The sequence below is a fragment of the Pseudobutyrivibrio ruminis AD2017 genome, from assembly GCF_000424305.1.
GTDB classification, from domain to species: domain Bacteria; phylum Bacillota; class Clostridia; order Lachnospirales; family Lachnospiraceae; genus Pseudobutyrivibrio; species Pseudobutyrivibrio ruminis_B.
The window spans coordinates 191,926-218,040 of the sequence record NZ_AUJQ01000007.1; the positions used below are offsets into that span (position 1 = coordinate 191,926).

26 protein-coding genes and 1 pseudogene are annotated in these 26,115 nt (G+C 38.4%); 25 read left to right on the plus strand and 2 right to left on the minus strand.

The window, feature by feature from the left end:
* Nucleotides 1-35: 35 nt before the first annotated feature.
* The 8 genes from G611_RS16010 (at nt 36) to G611_RS0106570 (ending at nt 9,343) form a co-directional block, all read left to right on the plus strand.
* Nucleotides 36-161: a hypothetical protein gene (locus G611_RS16010; RefSeq protein WP_278244505.1), complete on the plus strand. Its 126-nt coding sequence runs from the start codon at nt 36-38 to the stop codon at nt 159-161.
* A gap of 93 nt (nt 162-254) precedes the next feature.
* Nucleotides 255-1,133 (plus strand): LysR family transcriptional regulator, encoded by an 879-nt coding sequence (locus tag G611_RS0106540; RefSeq protein ID WP_028242938.1) that lies wholly within the window; start codon nt 255-257, stop codon nt 1,131-1,133.
* Nucleotides 1,134-1,276: 143 nt separating this feature from the next.
* A complete protein-coding gene (locus tag G611_RS0106545) occupies nt 1,277-2,221 on the plus strand; it encodes an NmrA family NAD(P)-binding protein (RefSeq protein WP_028242939.1) in 945 nt (314 codons plus the stop codon).
* 193 nt (nt 2,222-2,414) lie between these two features.
* A complete protein-coding gene (locus G611_RS0106550; RefSeq protein WP_036948417.1) occupies nt 2,415-4,409 on the plus strand; it encodes a methyl-accepting chemotaxis protein in 1,995 nt (664 codons plus the stop codon).
* A gap of 14 nt (nt 4,410-4,423) precedes the next feature.
* A complete protein-coding gene (locus tag G611_RS0106555) occupies nt 4,424-5,410 on the plus strand; it encodes a sugar ABC transporter substrate-binding protein (protein ID WP_028242941.1) in 987 nt (328 codons plus the stop codon).
* A 164-nt stretch (nt 5,411-5,574) separates the two neighbouring features.
* The gene (locus G611_RS15295; RefSeq protein ID WP_051195134.1) at nt 5,575-6,741 is read left to right on the plus strand and encodes a helix-turn-helix domain-containing protein; all 1,167 of its coding nucleotides are present in this window, start codon (nt 5,575-5,577) and stop codon (nt 6,739-6,741) included.
* Nucleotides 6,742-6,783: 42 nt separating this feature from the next.
* On the plus strand, nt 6,784-8,148 hold the full coding sequence (gene fumC / locus G611_RS0106565; protein ID WP_028242942.1) for a class II fumarate hydratase: 1,365 nt from the start codon (nt 6,784-6,786) through the stop codon (nt 8,146-8,148).
* A 22-nt stretch (nt 8,149-8,170) separates the two neighbouring features.
* Nucleotides 8,171-9,343, plus strand: a complete 1,173-nt coding sequence (locus tag G611_RS0106570; RefSeq protein ID WP_028242943.1) for an NAD(P)-dependent malic enzyme — start codon at nt 8,171-8,173, stop codon at nt 9,341-9,343.
* A 7-nt stretch (nt 9,344-9,350) separates the two neighbouring features.
* On the opposite strand, the gene G611_RS15300 is transcribed toward G611_RS0106570, so the two are convergent.
* The gene (locus G611_RS15300) at nt 9,351-10,193 is read right to left on the minus strand and encodes an AraC family transcriptional regulator (RefSeq protein WP_028242944.1); all 843 of its coding nucleotides are present in this window, start codon (nt 10,191-10,193) and stop codon (nt 9,351-9,353) included.
* Between the two features lie 112 nt (nt 10,194-10,305).
* On the opposite strand from G611_RS15300, the gene G611_RS0106580 reads away from it, so the two are divergent.
* The 17 genes from G611_RS0106580 to rbr all read left to right on the plus strand — a co-directional run bounded on the left by G611_RS0106580 (nt 10,306) and on the right by rbr (nt 25,719).
* Nucleotides 10,306-11,688, plus strand: coding sequence for an MATE family efflux transporter (locus tag G611_RS0106580; RefSeq protein ID WP_028242945.1), 1,383 nt, complete (start codon nt 10,306-10,308; stop codon nt 11,686-11,688).
* 57 nt (nt 11,689-11,745) lie between these two features.
* Nucleotides 11,746-12,639, plus strand: a complete 894-nt coding sequence (locus tag G611_RS0106585; RefSeq protein ID WP_028242946.1) for a hypothetical protein — start codon at nt 11,746-11,748, stop codon at nt 12,637-12,639.
* 211 nt (nt 12,640-12,850) lie between these two features.
* Nucleotides 12,851-13,330, plus strand: coding sequence for a DUF2975 domain-containing protein (locus G611_RS0106590; protein ID WP_028242947.1), 480 nt, complete (start codon nt 12,851-12,853; stop codon nt 13,328-13,330).
* A 17-nt stretch (nt 13,331-13,347) separates the two neighbouring features.
* On the plus strand, nt 13,348-13,563 hold the full coding sequence (locus G611_RS0106595) for a helix-turn-helix domain-containing protein (protein ID WP_028242948.1): 216 nt from the start codon (nt 13,348-13,350) through the stop codon (nt 13,561-13,563).
* A 2-nt stretch (nt 13,564-13,565) separates the two neighbouring features.
* Entirely contained in the window at nt 13,566-15,092 is a 1,527-nt protein-coding gene (locus G611_RS0106600) for a DUF4153 domain-containing protein (protein WP_028242949.1), read from the plus strand.
* Nucleotides 15,093-15,109: 17 nt separating this feature from the next.
* Nucleotides 15,110-15,646 carry a hypothetical protein gene (locus tag G611_RS0106605; protein ID WP_028242950.1) on the plus strand — a complete coding sequence of 179 codons (537 nt, stop codon included), beginning with the start codon at nt 15,110-15,112 and terminating at the stop codon, nt 15,644-15,646.
* A gap of 60 nt (nt 15,647-15,706) precedes the next feature.
* Nucleotides 15,707-16,981: a sensor domain-containing diguanylate cyclase gene (locus tag G611_RS15305; RefSeq protein ID WP_028242951.1), complete on the plus strand. Its 1,275-nt coding sequence runs from the start codon at nt 15,707-15,709 to the stop codon at nt 16,979-16,981.
* A 104-nt stretch (nt 16,982-17,085) separates the two neighbouring features.
* Nucleotides 17,086-17,352 (plus strand): PepSY domain-containing protein, encoded by a 267-nt coding sequence (locus tag G611_RS0106615; protein WP_028242952.1) that lies wholly within the window; start codon nt 17,086-17,088, stop codon nt 17,350-17,352.
* Between the two features lie 433 nt (nt 17,353-17,785).
* Nucleotides 17,786-19,090, plus strand: coding sequence for a S41 family peptidase (locus G611_RS0106620; RefSeq protein ID WP_155942262.1), 1,305 nt, complete (start codon nt 17,786-17,788; stop codon nt 19,088-19,090).
* A 52-nt stretch (nt 19,091-19,142) separates the two neighbouring features.
* Nucleotides 19,143-20,270, plus strand: a complete 1,128-nt coding sequence (locus G611_RS0106625) for an SLC13 family permease (protein WP_028242954.1) — start codon at nt 19,143-19,145, stop codon at nt 20,268-20,270.
* A 15-nt stretch (nt 20,271-20,285) separates the two neighbouring features.
* Entirely contained in the window at nt 20,286-20,759 is a 474-nt protein-coding gene (gene ybaK / locus G611_RS0106630) for a Cys-tRNA(Pro) deacylase (RefSeq protein WP_028242955.1), read from the plus strand.
* Nucleotides 20,760-20,831: 72 nt separating this feature from the next.
* Entirely contained in the window at nt 20,832-21,038 is a 207-nt protein-coding gene (locus G611_RS0106635; RefSeq protein WP_028242956.1) for a hypothetical protein, read from the plus strand.
* 86 nt (nt 21,039-21,124) lie between these two features.
* Entirely contained in the window at nt 21,125-21,898 is a 774-nt protein-coding gene (locus G611_RS0106640) for a hypothetical protein (RefSeq protein WP_028242957.1), read from the plus strand.
* 85 nt (nt 21,899-21,983) lie between these two features.
* Nucleotides 21,984-22,445, plus strand: coding sequence for a LytTR family DNA-binding domain-containing protein (locus G611_RS0106645; protein WP_028242958.1), 462 nt, complete (start codon nt 21,984-21,986; stop codon nt 22,443-22,445).
* Nucleotides 22,442-23,161: a LiaF transmembrane domain-containing protein gene (locus G611_RS0106650; RefSeq protein WP_028242959.1), complete on the plus strand. Its 720-nt coding sequence runs from the start codon at nt 22,442-22,444 to the stop codon at nt 23,159-23,161. Before G611_RS0106645 ends, G611_RS0106650 begins: the two co-directional genes overlap by 4 nt.
* Before the next feature lies 1 nt (nt 23,162).
* Nucleotides 23,163-25,115 (plus strand): ATP-dependent helicase, encoded by a 1,953-nt coding sequence (locus G611_RS14170; protein WP_081656996.1) that lies wholly within the window; start codon nt 23,163-23,165, stop codon nt 25,113-25,115.
* A 61-nt stretch (nt 25,116-25,176) separates the two neighbouring features.
* On the plus strand, nt 25,177-25,719 hold the full coding sequence (gene rbr / locus G611_RS0106660) for a rubrerythrin (RefSeq protein WP_028242960.1): 543 nt from the start codon (nt 25,177-25,179) through the stop codon (nt 25,717-25,719).
* A 162-nt stretch (nt 25,720-25,881) separates the two neighbouring features.
* On the opposite strand, the pseudogene G611_RS14175 reads toward rbr, so the two are convergent.
* Nucleotides 25,882-26,115: pseudogene (locus G611_RS14175) on the minus strand (transposase); the annotation flags it as partial.

A 26,115-nucleotide genomic window follows, 5' to 3' on the forward strand; every position in this document is an offset into this window, starting at 1 on the left:
CATAGGTTTATTTTGCGTGGAAAGGATTTTATAAAATGATTGAAAATATATTAATTGGAGTTTTTGCTGTAATTATCTTAGGAGGCGCAGTTGCAGCCTGGTGGATTGAAAATGGTCCAGAGAAAAAGGATAAGAATAAGGGGGATAATATAGATGGATAGGCAATATTGAGGCACTAACAGGATATTTCTTAACTTACTGAATATATGTTAAAATCGACTTAGGTAAGTGTGTTGGTAAATGAGGAAAAGAATATGCATATAGAAAAACTGAAGTGCTACATAGATTTATATGAATGTCGAAATTTCACGGAAACTGCAAAGAAGAATTTTATTTCTCAGGCGGCCTTAAGTCAGTTTATAAGCTCACTGGAGAAGCAGTTTGGGCTACAGTTTTTTGATAGAAACGTTACTCCAATACAGCCAACATCGGCGGGGACCACATTCTATGAGGAAAGCAAAATCCTTTATCAGCAGTATCTTATAGCAGTAGAGAGGATGGCTCGTGAAAAAGAGGATTCCATGCCACCTCTAAGAATTGCATATTCTTCTCCTGTAGATATTCAGACCTTAATCACTATCATTCCTTCCTTTAAGGAGAAATATCCAGATGTGGAGCTGCAGCTTAACAAGATTAATCTAGGTGAGGCGGCAGATTACATTAATAAGAGCTTATGTGATGTTGTAGTTTCTTTTTCTACAGAATTTATCGAAGCGGAAAACATCAAATACAAAATATTAAAAGAAGGCGAGTATTTAGCGATTGTTGGAAAAGGCCATGATTTATTTGATAAAGATTCAATTGCAATCAAGGAGCTTTACCAATATCCGCTTATAATGCTTAGCAAAGAAGTAATCGGCAGCATGTACGATAAAATGATAGAGAGAGCTAGAAGTGAAGGGTACGAGCCGATTATAGAAAAGACTGTAGATAACGTGGAAACAGAAATGTTTTCTATAATTACAGAAGGCTTCATTGGGTTCTGCCCTGAAAGCCAGAATTTGGCTGAATATGGAGATGACATCAGGCTAATAGAGCTGGAAGATAGCCCTCATAGATATATCGTGGCTGCTGGATATTCAAAAACGAATACTAACAGGACACTGAAGGAATTCTTGAAGTTTATTTCTTAATAGCAACCAATGGCGGACACACTAGTTAGGATAAGTTTTAGTTATACCCTATTGCTTTTTTGAATTGGACGTTTGATAAAAATTTAACTATCATGTAAACATAGTTAAAAGATTAACAATTGGCTATGCCAAAAGGAGGAAACATGGGAAAATTATTATTAACAGGTGTTGACGGAAACTTAGGTTCAGAGGCAGCAAGAGTACTTTTAACTCTTGCAAACAAGGAAGACCTTATTTTTGTTGGATATAGCAAGGAAGCTCTTGATAAGTTTGCTGCACAGGGCGTTGAGACACGCCAGGCAAACTTTAACGAATATGAAGGCTTGGAAGAAGCTTTCGCAGGAGCAGAAAGATTAGCACTTATCTCTATGCCATTCGTAGGTGCAAAGAGACAGAACGCTCAGAAGAACGTTGTTGATGCTGCAAAGGCTGCTGGCGTTAAGCAGATTATTTACACATCACTTGTAAACGCTGGTGACGAAACAAACCCTTCAGTAGAAAAGAAGGATCACATCTATACAGAAAACTACATCAAGGAAGTTGGTCTTGACTACATCTTCCTTCGCAACTCACAGTATGCAGAGGCTATGATTACAAACTACTTCACATATGTAAAGGGTGATGGTGTTTTAAAGAACAGCCAGGGCGATGGAAAGATGGCTTACATCTCTAGAAAGGATTGCGCTAAGGCAGTTGCTTACGCTCTTTACAGAGGTGCTGAGTACGACCACGCTACACTTGATATCAACGGACCAGAGCTTATGACAATCACAGAGTTCATCGAGATTGGAAATAAGGCTACTGGAAATCATGTTACATACAAGGAGCTTACAGACGAGGAAAACTACCAGGTATTCGATGCCATGGGAGTTCCAAGAACAACTGATGGCGTATTCAAGAAGGGTTCAGAGGCTCCATTCTCATCTGATGGTATGGTTACATTTGCTCAGGCTATCCGCGAGGGCAAGATGGATGTATTCACAGATGATTTCAAGAAGCTTACAGGTTCTGACCCAATGACAGTTCAGTACATGTTTGAGCACAGCGACGACTTCCAGATTGGTGAGCGTCATTCTAAGGATGCATAAATTTCATATTTGAATTATTTATTTGCCCTTCGAGGATTTCCTCGGAGGGCTTTTTTATATAAACAATGAAGCTTTGTATTTTTGTAAAAAAATAATCATAAAATAACAAACAATTTTTAAAAATATCAGACAAAAACACATAAAAAACACAGTGTATATAGTACAATAAGAATAGTATGGGAAGGAGGACACAATGGCAGGGGTGGAAAAAACTAAGCGAAGAGGTTCAATAAAATTTAATCTTCTTGTTATCATTATTCCAATAGTTGCATTTATGATGATAGCATTAGTGGCAATCTCATATCACATTTCTTCGAAGAGCTTAAGAAAAGAAGCGGAAGAATTATTAAAAACATCTATCAGAAGTCAGAAGAATGACATCGAAGCATGGATGAAAGATAATTTGGATTCCTTCAAAATTGTAAAAAATACTATAGAAAGCACTAATACTGATGAAGAAGGCTTAAAGTCGATTTTAGATGGTTCAGTTGGGTTCAATAGTACATTTGCAGATGGATTCTATATTGGAACAAGTGATGGAAGGTTGATTACTGGTGCTGGCTCAACAAAATCAGAGAGTAATGTTTTGACATCAAACTGGTACCAGGAAGGTTCAACAAGAATAAACATGGCCTATGGTGAACCATACGAAAATAGTAATGGGCAAAAAGTAATAAGTGCTACAGGTATGCTTCGAAATGTTGATGAGGGTATAAGTGTTATAGGAGCAGACGTAACACTAGATAGAATAAGTGTTATTGTAAACTCCAATGTTGAAATGGAGAATGCGGAAACATTCCTTGTACAATCCACAACAGGAACAATTATAAGTAATAGAGATTCAACAAAGGTTGGAACAAATATATCCGATTATAGTTCAGACAAATTCTACAAGGGTGTTGCGGAAGCCATAAGCGCGTCTGATTTGTACACAAAAGAGATAAATGGAAACATGACAGCATTTTGTGAGGTTAATGGAACGGATTGGATACTGGTTTCCTTTGTACCATCAAATATAATCTTACGTGATGTAAAAACATTAGGTACCATACTAGCTATACTTGCAATAGCAGGAACATTGCTGTTGATAGTATTAATTGAAAGAACAGTACATTTCTTGATTAAGCCTGTAAACACATTGTCAGGAGTAATCAATACTATGACAGATGGTGATTTCACAATGGAGGTTGAAGTTAAGGGAAATAATGAAATAACTTCAATGTCAGAGGGAATCAGAGATTTTGCTGGAACAATGCATGATCTGATAAGCAAGATTGGAAACATTGCTGTCAATTTAAATAATCAGGCTGATGAAAGTAATGTTGTATCAAGAGAAATGTATGATGCTTCAAAGTTACAAGAAACATCAATGCAGGGATTAAATGAAACTGTTGATGGATTGGCAAGCTCCATTAATGAAATCGCTAATAGCGCAACAACATTGGCAATGGTTGTAACAGATACCAGAACAAATGGAGAAAGCGTAAGTGAGCAGATGTCTGAAACGGTTACTGTTGCAAATAAGGGCCAGAAGGACATGGAAAAAGTAAGCGATGCAATGGGCAATATTATTTCATCCATTAATGAACTGCAGACAGCAATTAATGATGTAGGTGTTGCCTCAAATGAGATTACAGAAATTGTAAAGCTGATTGGCAGCATTGCAGAGGAGACAAACTTACTATCATTGAATGCATCAATTGAAGCGGCAAGAGCTGGTGAAACAGGAAAAGGCTTTGCTGTTGTTGCCAATGAGATTGGTAAGTTGGCGCAGACAAGTACAAATTCTGTACAGCAGATAACAGAGCTTGTTTATGGAATAGACAATTTAGTAAAAGATGCTGAAAAGAAAGCAGAAGAAAGTGTTAAGAGCATTGATGAGAGTAGTGAATATATCAACAATGCTGTGGATACCTTCTCATTAATCTACCAGAATATACAGCAGACGAATGAAATGGTAGCTGATATGATTGAAAAGGTAGGTGAAGTAGATGCAGTTGCAACAGATGTAGCAGCAATTTCAGAAGAGCAGGCGGCAAGTGCAGATATCATCTTATCAACATCAGAAGAAATAGTTAAACAGTCAGCTAAACTGACAAATAACAGTGAGAAGGTAGCTAAGGAATCTGAAATGTTAGCATCAACTTCAGTGGAATTAGACAGACAAGTACATCAGTTTAAGATTTAAAGGAGTTAATCGAGATGAGAAAGAAAATACTATCTATAATTTTATTAGTGACATTGTCTATCTCTGGTTGCGGATTATCTTCTTCAAAAGGATCTTCATCAACAGGGGGTAATGGTGTAAAGATATTGTTCACATATTCACAGGAAGAGGGAAACGCATTCAGAGACACATTAGCAGAAGGTGCTCAGGAATATGCATCAAGTGTTGGGGCAGTTGTAGACTGTGTATATCCAGAGAATTCTTTGGAAACGCAGATTGAGCAAATAAAGACGGCTAAGAGTCAAGGATATAGCGCAATAATGTGCATACCGGAGGATGCATCAACAGCGAGACAGCTAGAAGCTGCAGCAGGGGATTTACCAATTATCTTTTGCAATAATGCACCAGATGCTTCCACACTAAAGGAAGATAAATATATTTATTGCGCATCGGATGAAGGGGTAGCAGGAAAGCTTCAGGCTGAATTTATATTAAACATGTTCTCGTCAAAAGATGAAATTAATGTAGTACTATTAAAAGGGCTTGATGGACACGCGGCGACAGTGGGAAGAACAAAAACATTAAAGGAAGACTTAAAGGCAAGTGGAAAAAAGATAAATTATGTTTTCGAGGATTTTGCAGATTTTGACACCAATACAGCTAGAGAAGATGTTAATTTTGTAATAAGCAAAGGAAAAAAATTCGATTTAATAGTGTGTAATAATGATGCAATGGCTAGAGGCGCTATACAGGCATGTCAGGATAATAACATCAATCTAAAGGATATGCCAATATTAGGTGTAGATGCCACACAGGATGGTTGCCAAGCGATTTTGGACGGTGAAATGGTATTTACCGTTTACCAGCCAGCTGCTCCACAAGGTGCCGAGGCCGCAAAAGCAGCAATAGAATTAGCAAAGGGTGGAACGATTAGCAATTTTGAATCGCTTTCAAGTGATAAATTGCATCTTTGGGTTCCATTCGAAAGTGTAGATTCATCAAATGCCAAGAACTACTTATAAATTAAACGACGATTAATGCTAAAGGTCCTCCGGGGATTATCCCGGAGGGCTTTTTTTTATGGTGAAGATTAGCTATGATATAAGGAAATAAGCGTTTCTCATTTTGTGTCCTGTCCCTAAAAGCACAATAATGATAGACTCCAAAGAAAAAAGGGAGAAATAAAATGGACCAAATAAAGATTGGAAAGTTCCTTAGGGAGCTAAGAAATGAAAAGGGAATAACCCAGGAAAAGCTAGGAGAGATTTTAGGGGTAGCAGGAAGAACAGTTTCCAGATGGGAGACTGGGTTCAATCTGCCAGATATATCGCTACTTGTAACTCTTGCTGATTTTTATGATGTTGATGTTAGAGAGATAATAGATGGTGAGCGCAAAAAAGAGCTTTCAGATAATGAAAAGACAGTGACAGACGCAATGGCAGATTACGCTAATAATGAAAAAAGCAAAACGCTAGGCATTGTCCGCTTGGTAGGAATAATAGGTACGATTTTAATGCTGATAGTGTTTGTCATGCAGTGCAAAACCTATGAAGTAACAGTTTTTAATACTGTTTCACTTGTAGTATCATTGGCTGCTTTCTTGTCGATGTTTCATTTGACTCTTTATGTAAATGGCCTGTTAGAGCAAATAGTTAAAAATAAAACTGTCACAAACACAATTAAGCTGGGGGCGCTGATTATTGTTTTTATATTTATCCGATATGCAGTTATGATATTGCTGATGCTTTTATATATTGTCATCAGCATGTTTGATGAAGCAGACAAACCTGTTAGTGGAATAGATAATAATGATAAAGCAGTGCTTGTTAGTGAAAATCATAGTGATTTGGATTCATATTTCAAGGTATTTCCAGATGATACAGCTAACATGGTAGAAGCAACTTATGTTTCAAAGCTTCCTTCCAATTTAGTTGGAACTACAGGCTACACTATTTTGGAGGCGACATATTCTAAAGATGATTATGATGAGGAGCTTGAGCGTCTTTCAGATATATCGCTTACCATAGAAAATGATCGTGTAGATAGCGATGAAAAGATAACTCAGGATATCATGTATGATGAAAGCATGTATGCATATCCGGCTTACATTGCAGTAGACGGTAATTGTGGAACCTACGAATATGCACTTTTGGATGAAAGTAAGTGCAAGATTATTTATGTACTTGTTAAATACATTTCTGAAGCAGATATCGAAGAAATAAATGCAATGGGGAATTATCTTAAGGCGGATACTGCTGAGTATGAAGAAGCAGGTATTGAGACCTGGAAAAAGTTTTCAATTTATTCATATCAATTTCCAGGAACTAAGGAATTGAGTGGATATGGAGAATAGATTTTTTGTATGTAGTTAAGTGGCATGAATAAAGGGGGAACTATGGGATTTAGAATTGAGCATGATTCAATGGGAGAAATCAAAGTTGCAGATGAGCATTTGTGGGGAGCGCAGACACAGCGCTCCCTGGAAAACTTTGCTATTGGAACGGAAACTATTCCTATGGAAGTGATTAATGCTTTTGCGGTGTTAAAATCAGCAGCGGCCACAGCAAATGCCAAGCTTGGAAAACTTGATGATACCAAAGCCAAGGCAATTGAGAGTGCCTGTAGCGATATCTTAAATAATAAATATCCTGAGGAATTTCCGCTAAAGGTATGGCAGACAGGCTCAGGAACCCAATCTAATATGAATGTGAATGAGGTCATCGCCCATATCGTAAAAGCGAATCATTCTGACATTGACATTCATCCTAATGATCACGTTAATATGTCTCAGTCCTCTAACGACACATTCCCATCAGCCATGAATATTGCGGCTGTGGTTATGATTCATGAGACACTAATTCCAGAAATAGATAAACTTATAGCCACCTTTAAGAGGCTAGAGGAAGAAAATAAAGATATAATAAAAATCGGCCGCACCCATCTGCAGGATGCGGTGCCACTGCGTTTCAGCCAGGAAATATCAGGCTGGAGAGGCATGCTTGAAGAATCAAGAGTGCAGATTATCGAAGCTTCAAATCACCTACGCAAAATCGCAATAGGTGGTACAGCTGTAGGAACAGGGCTTAATTGTCCAGACGGCTTTGATAAGATGTGCTGCGAAGAAATAACAAGACTGACAAAACAAACCTTTGAGCCAAGCGATAACAAATTTCATGCTCTCACATCCAAGGACGGATACGTGTACACCAGTGGCGCGCTGAAGGGGCTTGCCGCAAATCTTATGAAGATTGCAAATGATATCAGATGGCTGGCAAATGGCCCTAGATGTGGCTTAGGAGAAATCACCATCCCAGAAAACGAACCAGGCAGTTCTATCATGCCAGGCAAGGTTAATCCTACCCAGTGCGAGGCTATCACCATGATAGCCATTCAGGTTATGGGAAATGATACCACCATAGGCATCGGCGCATCCCAGGGAAACTTTGAGCTGAATGTATTCATGCCGGTACTAGCCTACAACATGATTCAATCAATCAGACTGCTTTCAGATGGAATCAATTCCTTCAATAAAAACTGTGTATCGGGCATCAAGGCAAAGCGAGATAAGATGGAAAGCAACTTGAACAATTCCCTCATGCTGGTTACCTGCCTTAGCCCTGTTATAGGCTATGAGAATGCGGCAGCGTGCGCCCACAAGGCCTACGTGGAGGACAAGACATTAAAAGAGGCAGTTCTTGAGCTGGGATTTTTGTCCGAGAAGGAGTATGATGAGACAGTAAGACCAGAGAAGATGATTTAACATATATAAAAGGAGAATAATCATGGCAGATGTATCAAAGGAATCATTGAAACTTCATTATGATTTAAAGGGAAAGCTAGAGATTAAATCAAGAGCCAAGGTAGACAGTTCAGAAGCGTTAGCCCTTGCATATACACCAGGTGTTGCAGAGGCCTGCAAGGAGATTCAAAAGGATCCTGAAAAGGGCTGGGAGCTTACACGTCGCTGGAACACAGTAGCTGTTGTTACTGATGGAACAGCCATACTGGGACTTGGCGATATTGGCCCAGAGGCAGGAATGCCTGTAATGGAAGGCAAGTGCGTTCTATTCAAGGAATTTGGAGATGTAGATGCCATCCCTCTTTGCATTCGTTCCAAGGATGTAGATGAAATTGTAAATACCATATCACTTCTGGCTGGTTCATTCGGAGGAATTAACCTGGAGGATATTGCAGCACCACGCTGCTTTGAAATAGAAAAGAAGCTAAAGGAAAAGTGCGATATTTTAGTATTCCATGACGACCAACATGGAACAGCTGTAGTTGTTGCAGCAGCCCTAATCAATGCTCTTAAGGTAACAGGCAAGAAGATGGGTGAAGTGAAAATCGTAATAAACGGGGCAGGTGCAGCAGGCTGTGCCATCGGAAAGCTCCTTGTTACAATGGGCTTTGGAAATGTTGTACTTTGCGATATCAATGGAATCATCTGTGATGGTGATGAAGGATTGAACCCAGGACAGGAGGAAATGTCTCGCATCACAAATAACAATCATGAGCACGGAAATTTAGCAGATGCTATGAAGGGCGCAGATGTATTTATCGGCGTATCTCGCGCAGGATTAGTATCGAAGGAAATGGTTGCCAGCATGAACAACGGAATCGTTTTTGCTATGGCAAACCCAGTGCCTGAGATTATGCCAGAGGACAGCAAGGCTGCAGGTGCGGCAGTAGTAGGCTCAGGTCGTTCAGATTTCCCAAATCAGATTAACAATGTATTGGTTTTCCCAGGAATCTTCCGTGGAGCGCTAGATGTTAGGGCAACAGATATAAACGATGCTATGAAAGAGGCTGCAGCTTATGCAATTGCTGGGCTTGTTTCAGATGATGAGCTTAGCCCAGAATATGTAATCCCAAAGGCATTCGACCCAAGAGTAAAGGATGCCGTAGCAAACGCTACCGCTGAAGCAGCAAGACGTACCGGCGTGGCTAGAATATAAAAGACATTTATCTATACAGCTTTCGATAATCCCTAGGCGAGTACCCAGTTATTTTATGAAAGGCGTTATTGAAGGCTGTAGTGGATTGGAAGCCTGCAAGAAAGGCACAGTCCGTAATAGATATGGATTTATCCATCAAAAGCTTTGCAGCAGCCTGCACCCTGATATTTGAAAGATAAGCAGGAAAGGACATGTTCATGTATCTTTTAAAAAGCTTAGACAGATAAAAGGTGCTAAGGCCCACATGGTCGGCAACATTCTTTTGGCTGATATCGTCGGCCGAATTTTCGATTATATATGTGCAAGCAGCCTTAATGTAATTCCAACTAGTGTCTGGAGTTTCATCAGTGGAATTGTAATTGATGGTCGAAAGAACATGTTCGCTAATCTTAATCAAGATATTGTAAATACATAGCTTACATTTGGTCTCAGCAAGGGGATCAGAGGAGCTGTGTATTTTTTTTATCTCCATAATGGAGTCAGCAATATAGCTGGTAACTTCGGGATATTTTTGAGCAGAGATATACTTGCAGTTGTACAAAAAACGGGAAATAGATACCAAATCCAGGTTGTTTTCAATGATAACAGCAGAAAACTGGGTAAACATTGCCCCGTCTGCAGGAATAGAAATAGTCTCGTGGATTTGCTGAGGCCATGCTAAAAGCACATCACCTGCATTTAATTCAAATACTTCGTCATTTATTTTGTAGATACAGTTGTCCTTGAGGGCTACGGTAAATTCCGCAGCATTGTGCCAGTGGGCGTGGTAAGTGCCTGGGGCTGAAACATCTGTTACACTTACAGATGAAACGGTATCAAATTTGATAAATTCTTTTCCAAAATTCTCCATAAAAGTATGATAACAAAAATCGGGCAAAACTCAACAAATATGAAATTCTATTTGCAAATTGCAGGGCGTAAAATGTCAATTGCTTAGAAAAGTAATGTATAGAGGTGTTGAAATGAGTGTTAAAACTAGTGTAAAAGGTGGGCAAAGGGATTTTACAACGGGAAGTCCATTGAAATTGATATTGGCTTTTTATTGGCCATTGCTGTTAACCAGTATGCTGCAGCAGGTATACAATTTTGTGGATACCTTGATTGTAGGTAAGGGACTTGGTGATAACGCCCTTGCAGCAGTTGGAAACATGGGCTCCATCTTCTTTTTGATAGTAGGATTTTCTTTTGGCTTGGCAAATGGATTCGCCGTGCTTGTAGCCCAAAGCTACGGCGCAAAGGACATAGAGCAATTAAGACATCGTTTGGCAGCCACAATAGTATTAGGGGTTATCCTTGCTATCAGTTTATCTGTAATGAGCGTGGTATTTTTACCAGCATTGTTGAATTTCATGCAGACAGACCCACTGATTATTGGCGATAGTTTAAAATATGGCTACATTTTGTTTGGCGGCTTGTCGATTGGTATATGCTACAATATCGCAGGCTCCATCCTTAGAGCATTTGGAGATAGCCAAACACCACTTAGGGCGATTATTGTGTCATCTATAGTAAACCTATCTTTAGACAGCTTGCTAATCCTTGTATTAAAAACAGGTGTAGAGGGGGCTGCCATTGCTACGTTAGTGGCCCAGGTAATATCTGTATTAATCTGCATCAATCGCTTGAAGGAAATACCTGAAATCAAGATGCAAAGGGAACATTTTAGAAATTCAATAAAGGTGTATTTAGAGCTACTTAAGAACGGCCTGCCAATGGCATTTATGAATTCTATCACCGCAGTAGGATGCATGGTTGTTCAAGGCTTTGTTAATAGCTACGGTGTTGTTTACACAGCGGCTTATGCGGCATGCGGAAAATATAACAATCTGTTTATGAACCCAGCAGCCACAGCGGGAAGCGCAATGACATCCTACACCAGCCAAAACTACGGCGCAGGAGAATATGGAAGAATCAAGGAAGGCCTTAAGGTGTGCATGGGAATATCTGTTGTATCCTATATCCTTCTAGGCTCACTTATGGTGTTCTTTCCTGCACAGCTGGGCGGATTCCTGCTATCAGGAAAGGACCAGATAGATTTGGTGTGCCAGTACCTACCTAGATGCGGCGTGATGATTATAGCTGTTGATGTACTTTTTGTAGTAAGAGCTACTGTACAAGGTATGGGAAAGCCTATGCTTCCAATGATTTCAGGCATTTTGGAAATGGTTTTACGAACCTTTACTGTATCGTTCTTCATAGGAAGGATTGGCTTTTCTGCTACAGCCTACGCTGAAATAAGCGCCTGGGTTGGAGCGTTGATAGTAAATGTGGTAGCACTTTATTTAGCGTTATATCCTTTACTTCGCACGAAGAGACAATACAAGCTAAAAAGAGCCTTGAATTGACTTGAAGATTCTCTCGTATTAGTATTTACTAAAGATTAAAACGAGAGAGCGTGAGGAATGAAAGCATACTATCACTTACCAGGCTTGTTTGAATTTTACGAATTCTACAAGGGCCTGCTACCCCTATTTAAAAATCATAGAGAGTATTTTTACGACTGGTGCGAGATTGGCTCCATCTACGGTGCACCTGCAGATTGTCTGTGGGGTGGCGGCCGTGTAGGCTTCGGAGACGAGCAGGCTACTGATGTAATACGGCTGATGAAGGAATATGATATTTCGGCCAGACTGACCTTTAGCAATTCCCTGATTAGGGAAGAGCATTTGGCAGATAAGAGATGCAATAGGCTGTGCGAGCTTTTTGAAAAGACAGGAGAGGTCAAAAATGGAGTGATAATCCATTCTGATCTTCTCTTAGATTATATTAAGAAAAATTACCCAGGATTTTATTTCGTATCTTCTACTACAAAGGTGCTTACAGATTTTGATGATTTAAAGGCAGAGCTTGATAGGGATGATTTTGAATATGTTGTTCCCGATTTTCGACTGAACAAAAAGCTAGAACAGCTAAAGGCTTTGCCAGAATCCCAAAAAGAAAAAGTTGAATTTTTATGCAATGAATGCTGTTCCTTCGGCTGTACCGATAGAAAAGCATGCTATGAGAATGTCAGCAGAAAGAGCTTAGGCGAGGACTGTGAGGATCATATCTGCACATCACCACAGGCGGCAAGAGGCTATCGCTTCTCGGACGCCATGGAAAATCCCGGCTTTATAAGTGTGGAAGATATCAAAAATATTTATATGCCCGCAGGCTTTTCCAACTTCAAAATCGAAGGGCGCAGCTTAGGTAGTGCAATAGTATTAGAATTCATCCTGTACTATATGGTGAAGCCTGAATATCAGTTAAGAGTAAGAGAAGAAATATATCTAGACAGTACATTAGATTTATTCTAATTATAATTCCAAGAGATTAAAGACCTAGTGCTATATGCATTAGGTCTTTTTTGATGAGTTGTCTTGAAATCACAATATTCTGCAAATCGAAAATAAATTATCGTAAAACGATAAAATATTGTTGCAAATCATAATGGACAGTGCTATAACATTAATAAAGAGATGTACAGAAAAAGAAAAGTGGTAATAAATCATAGTGGAGGCAAAAAAAATGGAATTAAAAGCATTGGAGAAATGGTTAAAATTAATATTAATCGGAGTAGGAATATGTGGATTGATTATATACTTCATGATATTTCCATCATTAGGAGAAAGTTTTGCTTATGATAATCCTGAATATAGCTACTGCTATTGGCCATGGCTTATCTTTCTATGGGTGAGCGGAATTCCATGCTACGTTGTATTGGCGTTAGGCTGGAAGATTTCTACGAACATCGGCAAGGACAATTCGTTTTCAGATAGTAATGCGTTATATTTTAAATGGATTTCCTGGTTTGCAGCAGGTGACGCGGCATATTTCTTTATAGGAAATGTTGTTTTACTTTTGCTAAGCATGAGCCACCCAGGGATTACGCTTTGTTCAATGATTGTTTCATTCGTGGGAATTTCAATTGCTGTTGGTGCAGCAGTGTTATCACATCTTGTAAAGAATGCGGCAGATATGAAGGCTGAGAACGATTTAACCATATAGAAAGCTCAGGTGAAAAAATGATTGTAATAAATTTGGATGTAATGATGGCTAAGCGGAAGATTGGCTTGGCCGAGCTGGCAGGCAAGGTTGGAATCACAAACGCCAATCTTTCAATATTAAAAAATAACAAGGCTAAGGCGGTAAGGCTTGAGACGTTAGATGCAATCTGCAAGGCGCTAGAGTGCCAGCCAGGAGATATATTAGAATATGTTGAAAATCCGGAGGAAGAATAGTTATGGACAACACAATTAAAGAGAACATAGTTAATGAGAATGTAGATTCTAAAGTTAAAGCAGGTAATATGCCAAAGGGAGATGGAATCTCCTTTAAAAAGTATGGTCTTGTATCTCTAATTTTTGCTATCGTATACACTATATGCTTATACGGCAATAGATCATCAATAACCTACCCAATCTTTATGGCAATAACACTGGGATTAATTGCCCTTGTTAGAAAGAGTGATAATCTTCCTTTCCTAAAGGATAGAAATGGAAAGGTAGGATTTAATCTTTTTTACGTAATATCGCTTATGCTACTAGCTGTTTCAAAGTGCATGTTCACAAGCTATAGCCTGCAGAACTTAAGTGGTCTTGCAATAGTGCTATTATTTATGTCATTTATCATGCAGCTATATGCTGATACCACAGGCTGGGATATTGCAGGCTGGATTTGTGGAATATTTTTTACAATAGTTCGCCCGATAGAATATTTCCCTTGGCCATTTAGAGATTTTGCTATATGGGTTAAAGATAGAGGCAGTGAAACCAGCAAGGAGAGAAAGAACGCTCTTATGGCTGTCGGTCTTGGAATTATCATTGCAATTCCACTTCTTGCAGTGGTAATTAGCCTTCTTATATCAGCTGATGCAGTGTTCAGCAGAGTGTTAGAAAAGGCCTTTAGTGAGATACATCTTCCAGATAATATTGGGGATATTCTTGGAATCGCATGGACTTTATTTGCAGCATTTGTATGCGCATACACCATACCTAATTCACTCAATAAGAAAAATATAAATATCAGCCCAGCAAAGCAGGGAAATAACAATCCATTAATAGCTATTACATTTACTATTTTGCTTGGAATAGTATATTTATTCTTCTGCTTGATTCAGGTACTTTTCCTGTTCACAGACAGCATGAAGCTTCCAACAGGCTACACATACGCAGAGTACGCCCACGAAGGCTTCTACCAGTTACTTGCAGTCTGCATGATTAATGTTGCACTTGTTCTGGTGTGCTCACGTGCATTTGCCAAGAATAAATTACTTACAGTCATTCTTTCAGTAATAGGAGCTTGTACATACATCATGGTAGCATCCTCTGCTATGAGAATGATTCTTTACATCCAGGCATTCCAGCTTACCTTCTTAAGAGTTTTTGTACTATGGTTCTTATGCGTACTTAGTCTCTGGCTGGCATTTTTGATTGTATCTATGTACAAATCAACCTTCCCAGTGTTCAAGGCTGCCATGGTCACAATCACTGTTGCCTACATCATATTTGCATTTGCAAATCCTGATTACCAAATCGCAAAATATGATTTAGCTCACGTGCAAGCTTATGTAGACGAATCCGAAAATGTAGCTGAATACATTACTGGAAATCTTTCACCAGACGCAGCCCCTGCACTAAAAGGTAACAAGAAGCTCATGAAGGATTTTGAAGATGAGGTGCGCTACACCTATCCAAAGGAAAACTATGAGGGAATAAGAAAGTTCAACATTTCTTACGCCCGCGCCAAGGCATTGTTTGAGGAAAACTAATAAATAGGAAGGATAGCATGGAAAGAGGGATGGTTTTTATTATCGCAATCATATGTATAATCGCGATTCTACTATGTAGTTGCAGTGGCAAAGCTAGTACACCAGTAGTTAATGTAGCAACAATAGATGACTCTGGGGCGATATCTTATTCGTCCATCCTTGATAATGGCAAATTGGAGGATGTAGAAGCATTTACAGTAGATGTAGTGAAAACCTATGATATTACTAATGATTTTGATTATAAATCAGTTAAGAATCTAGGATTTGTTTCACTTAAATCCTCTTATCTAATAGATGAGGATGGCACTGAATCTAGGGCTGATGATGTACAAAAAAATTTTATGCAGGCTCTAGCAGATGTATCACATCACCCATTGTGGAATGTTCAGCTGATTGAGGATGCTGGTCAATATTTTGCTTTTGTAAAGCTTAATGTAAACTGGTGGACACCTTGTATACTTTATGAATATGATGCTGAAAATAATAAAGCGGTAAAGCTTTATGAATGGGATGATGTTGATTTGCAAGGAATCAAAATTTTGGAGAATGAATAATAATTACTACACATTTTTAGGTTATAATGGTCTAGACTATAAAATCATGAGGTATTTATTATGGAAAAATATAAGTACAATGATGAAGAGTTTAGATTTATGGAAAATAGCGGGGTCCCTTTTGGTATTTACCAGGTGATTGATGAGCAGATTTACACAATCGTTCTTACCAAGGGATTCCTTGATCTTTTCGGGTATGCTGATATGCCTAGGGAAGAAGTATATCCGATGCTTGATAGAGATCTGTTTATAGATGTTCATCCAGATGATAGAGAGATAGTGAAGGGGTTAGTAGATAGTTTTAATCACACTCATCAGGATTACAATGCGGTATACAGAATAAAAATCAAGGGTGAGTATCACATGATTCACGCCTATGGAAAGCATATCGTCAAGGATGATGGAACTGAGCTTGTATATGTGTGGTATACCCTGGAGGACGAGGCTTATCAAAACCTGGAGGAGCTTAGAAAATCCATTTCAGATTTGCTTACAAACATGCCAGCTATGACCTTTTCAAAGGATGTGAATTCTAGAAAATATATCGCCTGCAATCAGGCTTTTGCCGATTATGCTCACAAAGAAACCACAGAAGGGGTAGTAGGGCTTACCGATTTTGAAATTTTTGATAGTGAAACTGCAAATCATTTCATTGAAGATGATAAAAAAGCGTTGGCAATGGATAAGCCATATATCTTTTTTGAAGATGTTCCAGATGCAGCAGGAAATATGCGCCAGTTCCAGACTACAAAGCTTAGATTTACAGATAATAAAGGTAGGGATTGCTTGCTTGGTCTGTGCCAGGACGTAACAGATGCAATGCGAATAAAGAGAGAATACGCTGAGAAGCTGGAGCAGGTTCAAAGCCAGGCAAGCGTGGATGCTTTAACAGGAATCAAAAATAAAAATGCCTACCAGCAAAAGGAAAGCATCATAAATCAGCGTATCATGGCCCGCCGCCAGTCAGAGTTTGCAATTACTGTGTTAGATGTCAACAACCTTAAGGAAATCAACGATACCTTAGGTCACAAGGCAGGTGATGAATGTATATGCACTGCTTGTCGTGTAATCTGCAAAATCTTCAAACGCAGCCCAGTTTATCGCATCGGAGGCGATGAATTCGCAGTTATTTCTGCTGATGAAGATTATGAAAACATTGATGAATTGATTGATACTGTGGCTAAGCATAATGAAGATGCAATAGTTAATGGAGGCATCGTAATCGCCTGCGGCTGTGCTAAATATTCTGATGAAAACAGCATGTCGGAACTATTTAACAAAGCAGATAAGTATATGTACGAGAACAAGACTTTCTTAAAACAACAGAATAAATAATTCTTAAGAGCTGTGTGACAGTTGTGTGATAAAAGGTGTGCTATCCTAACAGCGTGATATGAAAAATTTGGTTATAGCTTTACGGGGAAAGCGGGGTAGTAGTAATGAAAAAGAATTTCGCTAGTACAGTTACATCTTTTAACACACTATTTACAGGTATGCTTAATAAGATAACAGAAGAGCGCGCTCTTAGGATTGTCCTAGATAATTTAGGATATTCAGAGGAAGAAATCCAATATTCCAGCGTGCGCGGTACTACATATGGAGTTAAGGTATATGACGTAAAAGTCGTAGCCGACGGGGAAGTATTTTATTATACAATTGATATGACAACAGGCAGATGCTCTCTTAAGAACATCGCATTTGCTTAGGATTGTATCAAAACATCAAGATGGCAGATTCATTTGAGTCTGCCATCTTTTTTGTAGCTAATTGTCCTCACATTCCTATTAATGTATAATAAGTAAAATCAAAGCACAGTAATATGTTAAGTTTATTTCGAGAAAACAAGATTTCACTTAAAAACTGAAAAGTGGGTTAAGTGAAATAAGGTAAAAATTATTTTCACTTAAATATATCTAAATAGTTTTAGCTAAAGTTAAGTTTATTTAAGATTTATGATTCCTCACTTAATTAGTGTGTAAGTGAACAATAGTAAATGCATATTTTCACTTAACTACAGTAGGAATCTACCCCGAAAAGTTAAGTGAAAAAATTTTTCTTCAATTAAAACTTAACAGGATTTACCGAAGTTAAGTGGAATATAAAAAAGCATAAATAAACTTAAGTTGGAGGATATTCGTGGTGAAGACAAGCAAACTAAAGAGATTTTTTATAATCATAGGTGTATTTATAGCGATTTTATTGCTGATTTTCATAGTATATCAATTGGCATTTAATCCATACAGGGGAACGACGGATAAATATGTGGAACCTCTAGCGCTAGAGGATGAGCTTACTGAAAAGCAGGTGCTAAAGGATATGGATTACACCATAAAGATGCTGCGCAGTCATCATCCTGCCTGGCTTGAAAAGGATAATGCAAAGGTGCAGGCGGTGGAAAGTGAATACAAAAATCAGCGTAAGCAGGTATTAAATGATGAAACCGATAGCTATACTACCTTAGATGAATGGCGCATTATATCTAAAATCACCAACAAGTTAAATGATGGTCATACAGGCTGCCTGTATAAATCAGATAATAATCGCTATATAGAGGATGTAACTCAGGTTGAAGAATATGGAGTTCCAACCGAGATAAATGGAACATCTACAGATGTGCTGCTTGATGATTTTAGAGAGCTATTTTCATATGAGAGAGAAGAATATTTAAAAGAATTATTTAAAGATGTCATACAAAACGAAGCATATCTGAAACTACTAAAAGTAGATACTAATGAAGGCGTAACATTTACATTTGATACCGAAACGGGAAGTAAGGAGTATCATTACAATTTTGTACCTTATGAGCAAATCAAAGGAATTGAAAATAGTGAGGATGAAGATTGGGTGTATTATGACCTAGATGTAGATAATAACATGGCTGTATTTACCGTGAAGGAATGCAATTATGATGAACACTACAAAAACACCTTAGACAGCTTTTTTAAAGAGGTAAATGATAAAGATATAGATAATATTGTTGTAGATTTGCGAGGCAATGGTGGTGGAAATTCATACGTTGCTGATGAATTCTTAAGCTATCTTGATATAGATGGTTATAACACGTGGGCTTGCGCCATTAGATATGGAGCATATTTAAAGAAATATGATGCAAGCTATACAAAGATAAATAAGAAGCCAGATGCCTTCAGTGGCGATATATATGTACTTACAGATCTAAACACATATAGTGCTGCGATGGATTTTGCAATGTATGTAGCTGATAACAATATAGGGAAAATAGTAGGTGAAGCCTCTGGAAATATGCCAAATAGTTATGGGGATGTTCTTAGATTTGTAACTCCAAACTCTAAGCTATTCCTCAGGGTTTCATTTAAGAAGTGGTACCGAATCGATGAGAGCAAAGCTGATCTACCTATTGAGCCAGACATACCATGTGATCCTAAAGATGCCCTTAATGTCACCAGGGATTTGATTTGTAACTAGCCTTTTCATTGTTTATAATAAATGAAGTTTGAAATAATGAAAGGTCGTTAAAATGGAGGCAGTAAAACATTTTATTAAAAACGAAATAGTTCTTTGTGTGGCAGGTCTGTTGGCGGTGGCGTCAGCATTTGTGGTACATCCGTCAAAAAGCTATTTGGGATATATAGATTTTAGGACACTAAGCATACTGTTGATGCTGATGATAACCATGGCAGGGCTACAAAAGCTTTCTGTATTTAGACAGCTAGGAGAGCTTTTGGTTGGAAAGATGAGCACTATAAGAGGCGTGGTGCTAATCTTGATAGGGCTGTGTTTTTTCTCAAGCATGTTCATCACAAATGATGTAGCATTGCTTACATTTGTGCCATTTTCAATAATCACACTTTCCATATCAAATAGAAAAGATTTGTACATTATTGTAATTGTGCTAGAAACCTTAGCCGCTAACCTGGGAAGCATGCTTACACCACTGGGTAATCCTCAGAATTTGTATTTGTATTCACTGTCAGGCATGAGCATGGCAGGCTTTATTAAGCTGATGCTTCCATATAGCTTGTGCTCAGCACTACTGCTGATAATTAGTGCATTGATTTTTGTAAAAGATGCAAAGGTCACCTTAAAGGATAACGATAGAAAAAGCTACGATAGAACCAAAAGAGAAAAGAGACTTATCGGTCTATACATCGCAGCATTTATCATTTCACTATTTGTAGTAGCAAGATTAGTTTCATACCAAGTAGGATTAGTAATAGTCCTTATTGCCGTAATAGCATTTGATAGAAATGTACTAAGAAAGCCTGATTATTCACTGTTGTTCACCTTCATTTTTCTATTCATTTTTATAGGAAATATTAAACGAATTCCAGAATTCAGCCAAGTTCTGGAATCTCTTATAAAGATTAATGAGGTGGGAGTATCTATTGTTCTTAGCCAGTTTATAAGCAACGTACCAGCAGCCATTTTGTGCTCAGGCTTTGCAGATGATTTGCAAAAGATTATCATCGGAACAAACTTAGGCGGAATGGGAACGCTGATTGCTTCCATGGCCAGCTTGATTTCCTTCAAGCAATATAGCTATATAGATGGGGCTAAGCCACAGAAATATATTGGGATTTTTACAGTGTTAAATATAGTATACTTAGCTTTAATGATAGTAGTTTACTGGATTTTACAGTTGTAAAGGAAGTGTAGATTTATGAAGAACAATGATAAAACAAATGTAATGCGTGTACTTGACGCAAAGAAGATTTCATATGAGAGCCATTCTTACGAGCCAGATGCAACAATGACTGGCGAGGAGATTGCTGGCGTATTAGGCGAGCCAGCTGAAAAGGTATTTAAAACACTGGTAACTCAGGGCAAAACTGGAGCCTACTATGTATTTGTAGTTCCTGTAGTTGAGGAGCTTGACCTTAAAAAGGCAGCCAAGGCCGCAGGAGAAAAGTCCATTGCCATGATTAAGCAAAAGGATTTGTTAGGCTTAACAGGCTATGTTCACGGTGGCTGCTCACCAGTTGGAATGAAAAAGCAGTTTCCAACATTTATCCATGAAACCGCAACAGGCTACGACAAAGTATTCGTAAGCGCAGGTAAAGTAGGTTTTCAGATAGAGCTTGCCCCCGCAGATTTAATAAAAGTAGCAAACATCAAAACAGCTGATTTAGTGTGACATTACTGTGACATATCATTCTGTATACTGTACTTAACAATTAACGAGAACAGTTTATAGGAGGAAATAAAAATGGCAGTAGTAATTGCAGCAGCACTTGTTTTATTTGCAACAGAGTTCATAAGCTTGTTTCAGTTAAGAAAGGAAGCAAGAGAATTACTTAGTGATGAATTAATCTACGTGGAAGATGCTCATAAGTATTCATATATAGAAGAAGACTACAAGGGAGTAGATCTTGAAATCCTTGATTTTGATGATGAGCTTAGATATGCAATCTAATGTTGAAAATAAAATAATAGAAATGTAAAATCGTATGGAGCAGGTTATCTGCTCCATATTTTTTTGCGATAAATGGAGGTTAAAAAATGTCTTACGCAGAGTATGCTAAACATTATTTTACCATGCCAGACTGCATATTATTTTTACTTTTAGCAATGCTATTACTGGCAGTGGTGTACGGAATATTTTTTGTATTTGCTAACAAAACATTCGAAGGAGAGCTGAAGATTCAGCACGAATTCTTCTCATTATCAGAAAGATTTTACGAGCTAATCTTTTCAGGCGGTAGCATCATTGGATTTATGGCGGTGTACTATCTGATAAACAGATTTGTTACATCAGGCACATTTTATGAATTCTGGAGTGATTACAAGGATTATCTACTCCTAGTATTCATGATAATCTCAATACTGCTTAACACATTTTTAGATCATGTCCTTATAAGGCTGAAGAGACTGGACAAAAGTGAAATGGCATCCATCCGCCTTACAGGAATGATATATATGATTGTTATCTTCTGCTATATCAAATTTATCTACGAGGATAACAACTACGATATGTTCATCACATATTTCCTTACATTGATGATTGGTCGATTCGTATATTTTGATGCCAGCTTCAAGGATTTCTTAGAGTGCATGAAGCAGGCTCTTAAGAACATCCCAATTATGTTAATTGGCCTGACCTTCCTTGGAATCCTTTGCCTAAGAGGTTATTCAACAGACTATCTGTTGAAGCACAACGGTGTAATCACCAATATTTTCTTTTGCCATCTATATATCATCGTGGCTATATTTATTATGCATTTTGTGGTAAATATGTATTTCAATCACAGAAGCAAGAGTAATTTTAACCTGTAACATTAAAATAATTACCTCTTGTCCCATATTGTTGAATAGATTTAGAAGTTATGTAGAATATAAATCATAGGAGGCGCCAATAGTTATGAAGATAAATATTGACGTAGATGATTCATTACAGCAGGATGTGATAACCATCCATTGCAGAGAGATTACAGACGAGATTCTAGAACTGCAGCGTCTGTTGTCCCAGCGGCAATCAGGTTCACAAAAGATTTCAGCATACATAGATGATACGGAATATTACGTGGATGTGAAATCAATTGTTTTCTTGGAAAGTGATGGTAATTACATAGCCATTCATACTGCTAAATCAATCTACAGGATTAGACAAAAACTATATGAGCTTGAAGCAATACTCCCAAGAGATTTTATCAGGGTATCCAAATCCACTATCGTAAATACGGATTTGATATCTTCCATCAAAAAGAACATTACGGGAGCTAGTGAGATTTCCTTTAGGAATTGCACTAAGCAGGCTTATGCATCAAGGAACTATATTAAAGCGTTGATTGAGATTATGGATGAAAAGAGGTTGAAAAGATGAAAGATTATAGAATTAAAGCAATAGCAAGAGGCCTTGCAATTATCGCATTTGCGGTATGCTTACTTCTTAGCAAGACAGGGGCATTCATGGCATTTCCAATGGTAAAAATTGGAATGAGCATTATTTTAATATTAGTTGTCATAGAGGCATTAGTTGAAAAAAGCTTCCTTGGTGTATTTTTTTCATTAGGACTTATGGCATGTCTGTTTCAAAAGGAGATTGGTCTTGAAAGTGTAAGCTATGCTATTATCATACTTGCTTTTGTTTTGATAGGAGTTGGATTTACCCTTATTTTTGGCAAGAAGCCAAAGATTACCGTAGTCAATAATGGCCACAAGGCTTCAGTGGAAGGCGTTGGCAATGCAGAATACTGGGAAGAAGACGGCAATTTTAGTGTAGACAACAACTTAGGACAACGTACTCAGTATGTTAAGATTCAGAACTTGAAAAAGGGCGACATCGACAATGCCTTGGGGTCTCTCACTGTATATCTTACAGGCAGCACTGTTGATGCAGATGGCGCAGTACTTGATATAGACAATGGAATGGGAAGCCTAACGGTTTATATCCCAAAGGATTTCAGAGTACGTTTTAACTGTGATAATGGCATGGGCAAAATCAATATGCACGGAGAATGCAGCCAGGATGAGAGCCAGCCACTTGTAAAAGCCAATGTGGATAATGGAATGGGAACTATAGATTTTTATTTTGAGTAATATGACAGAAAAAGATTTTTTAGACAGATATACAAAACAATTAAACAATCAACAATTAGAAGCAGTACAGACAGTAGCAGGGCCTGTGCTGCTTCTTGCTGTGCCGGGAAGTGGTAAAACCACAGTGCTGGTAAACAGGCTAGGCTACATGATTTACTGCAAGGGGATTGCCCCTGAAAACATCCTGACACTTACATACACAGTGGCTGCCACAAAGGATATGGCCGCCCGTTTTACCCACATCTTTGGTGAGGAGCTTTCAGGCAGACTGGAATTTAGAACCATTAACGGTATCTGCGCCAAGATAATTGCCTACTATGGCAGGATGATTGGAAAGACTTCCTTTGAGCTGTGCAGTGATGAAAAGTTTACAGGACAGCTGCTTACAAACATCTACTTGAATGTGGAAAATGATTATCCTACAGAAAGCGATATCAAAGGGCTTCGCACTCTGATTACCTATTGCAAAAATATGTATCTTACACCTGATGAGATTAAAAAGCTGGGGAAGGATAATGATATAGATTTATATCGTATTTACGAACTGTATAATGCCAAGCTTAAAGAGCAAAGCATGATGGACTATGATGACCAGATGATATACGCCTACAAAATTCTTAAGGGTTCTCAGGTTACATTAAAGTATTTCCAGAACATCTACAGATACATCTGCGTGGATGAGGCGCAGGATACATCTAAGATTCAGCACATGATAATATCATTGCTGGCAGGCAGAGATGGAAATCTTTTTATGGTAGGAGACGAGGACCAAAGTATTTACGGCTTTAGAGCAGCCTACCCAGACGCCCTTCTTAATTTTGAAAAGGAGCATCCAGGTGCAAAGGTGCTTGTGATGGACAAAAACTATCGCTCCAATGCAAGGATAGTAGAGGCTGCAGATATTTTTATTCAGCACAATAAGGAGCGTCATGCAAAACATATCTGTGCCACCAAATCAGCTGAAAGCGAGATTAATTTCGTAACTATAGCAAGGGAGAATCAGTACAGCTATCTTATGAAGGTGGCTGAAAATCCGGCTACAAGGACAGCGGTGCTGTATAGAGATAACGAAAGCGTACTTCCTCTTGTGGATTTGTTAGAGAGAAACAATGTTCCTTATAACATTAAAAGCGCCGACTTGACCTTTTTCAGCAATCGCGTGGTATTAGATATAGTAAATATGTTGAGATTTGCCTTCGTTCCTATGGATGAAGAGCTTTTTATGAAGATATATTTCAAGTTTCAGGCTTATATCAAAAAGACTGATGCAATCGCCATGTGCCAGCTGGCAGAGACAAACCACAGCGGCATATTGGATGCAGCAGAGCTTGTGGATATGAACCCTCACGTGCTGGGAAACTGCCGCTCCCTTAGAACCCATTTTAAAAACATGGCAAATGAGAATCCATACAAAGCCATTAATCGAATTGAAAACTTTATGGGGTATGGCGATTACCTTGGGGCCAACAACATCGACACCAACAAAATCTTCATATTAAAGCAGCTTGCAAAGCAGGAAAAGGATATCCCATCCTTCCTTAATCGCCTGTCTGTATTAAGACAGCTGCTCATGGAAAAGAAGAATGACCCAGGCACTAAATTCATCCTATCTACCATCCATTCCAGCAAGGGATTGGAGTACGATTCAGTAATGCTTATAGATGTATTAAACGGCGTGTTCCCTAACAAGGTTTTACGTCAACACACTAAGGCAACTCCTCAGGAGAAGAAGGATTATGAGGAGGAGCGCAGAATCTTTTACGTAGGAATGACCAGAGCCAAGGAGCATCTGACAATATTTAGATACAAGGACAGACCATCAGCCTTTTTAAAGGAGCTATCAAAAAAACAAGCTATTCCAGAAGAAATGCTAGAAAGCAAGCCGGCTAACACATATTCAGCCACCCAGGCTACCTCTTATCTACAGAGAATGATGAGAAATTCACAGAAATAATACTCATAATATGTTATTATGAAGATAATTACTGGCAATGTAGTGTATAAGGAGGATTATTATGGCGGAAAACAAGTATGCAGGAACCAAGACAGAAAAGAATCTTTGGGAGGCTTTCGCTGGCGAGTCAATGGCAAGAAATAAGTACACTTATTTTGCTTCTGTTGCCAAGAAGGCTGGCTACGAGCAGATTGCAGCATTATTTCTGAAGACAGCTGACAATGAAAAAGAACATGCTAAGTTATGGTTCAAGGCATTAGGAGAAGTTGGTGATACACCTGCTAATCTTTTGCATGCAGCAGAAGGCGAGAATGCAGAGTGGACTGATATGTACGATAGAATGGCTAAGGAAGCAGAGGAAGAAGGCTTTCCAGAGCTTGCAGCTCAGTTTAGAGGTGTTGCAGCCATCGAAAAGGCTCATGAAGAAAGATACCGTAAGCTTTTGCAGAATGTGGAAGCCATGGAAGTATTCAAAAAGAGTGGTGTAACAATGTGGGAGTGCCGCAACTGTGGTCATATAGTAGTGGGAGTAGAAGCTCCAGCAGTATGCCCAGTTTGTAATCATCCTCAGTCTTACTTTGAGGTGAGAGAAGAAAATTATTAATACAAGAATTAATAAAGAGCTAAGGCCTATACAGGTCTTAGCTCTCAGACTGTAGACAAAGAGGATGCTGCAAAACACCGTTTTGCAGCATCCTTTTCTTTTTTCTAAGATTAATTTTTGGTTTTTAGTTCAAAAGACCTATTTCTAGGCCATTTTCAATTCCCATTCTTGCTGTATTTTTGCAAGCTTCTTTAAATTCATACATGCAAAAGTAAGCGCAACCTTCATTCTCATGCGCGCCTTGCCATACATCTGTGTATATCTGAAACCATGATTCTCTTTAGCTGTTCCAAATATTCTTTCTATGGTTTCTTTTCTATGGGAATATAATTCTTTCATTCCCTCAGTGTGTCTTATGTCTTCACATGCTTCCATGTATTCTTCCCATACATGTCT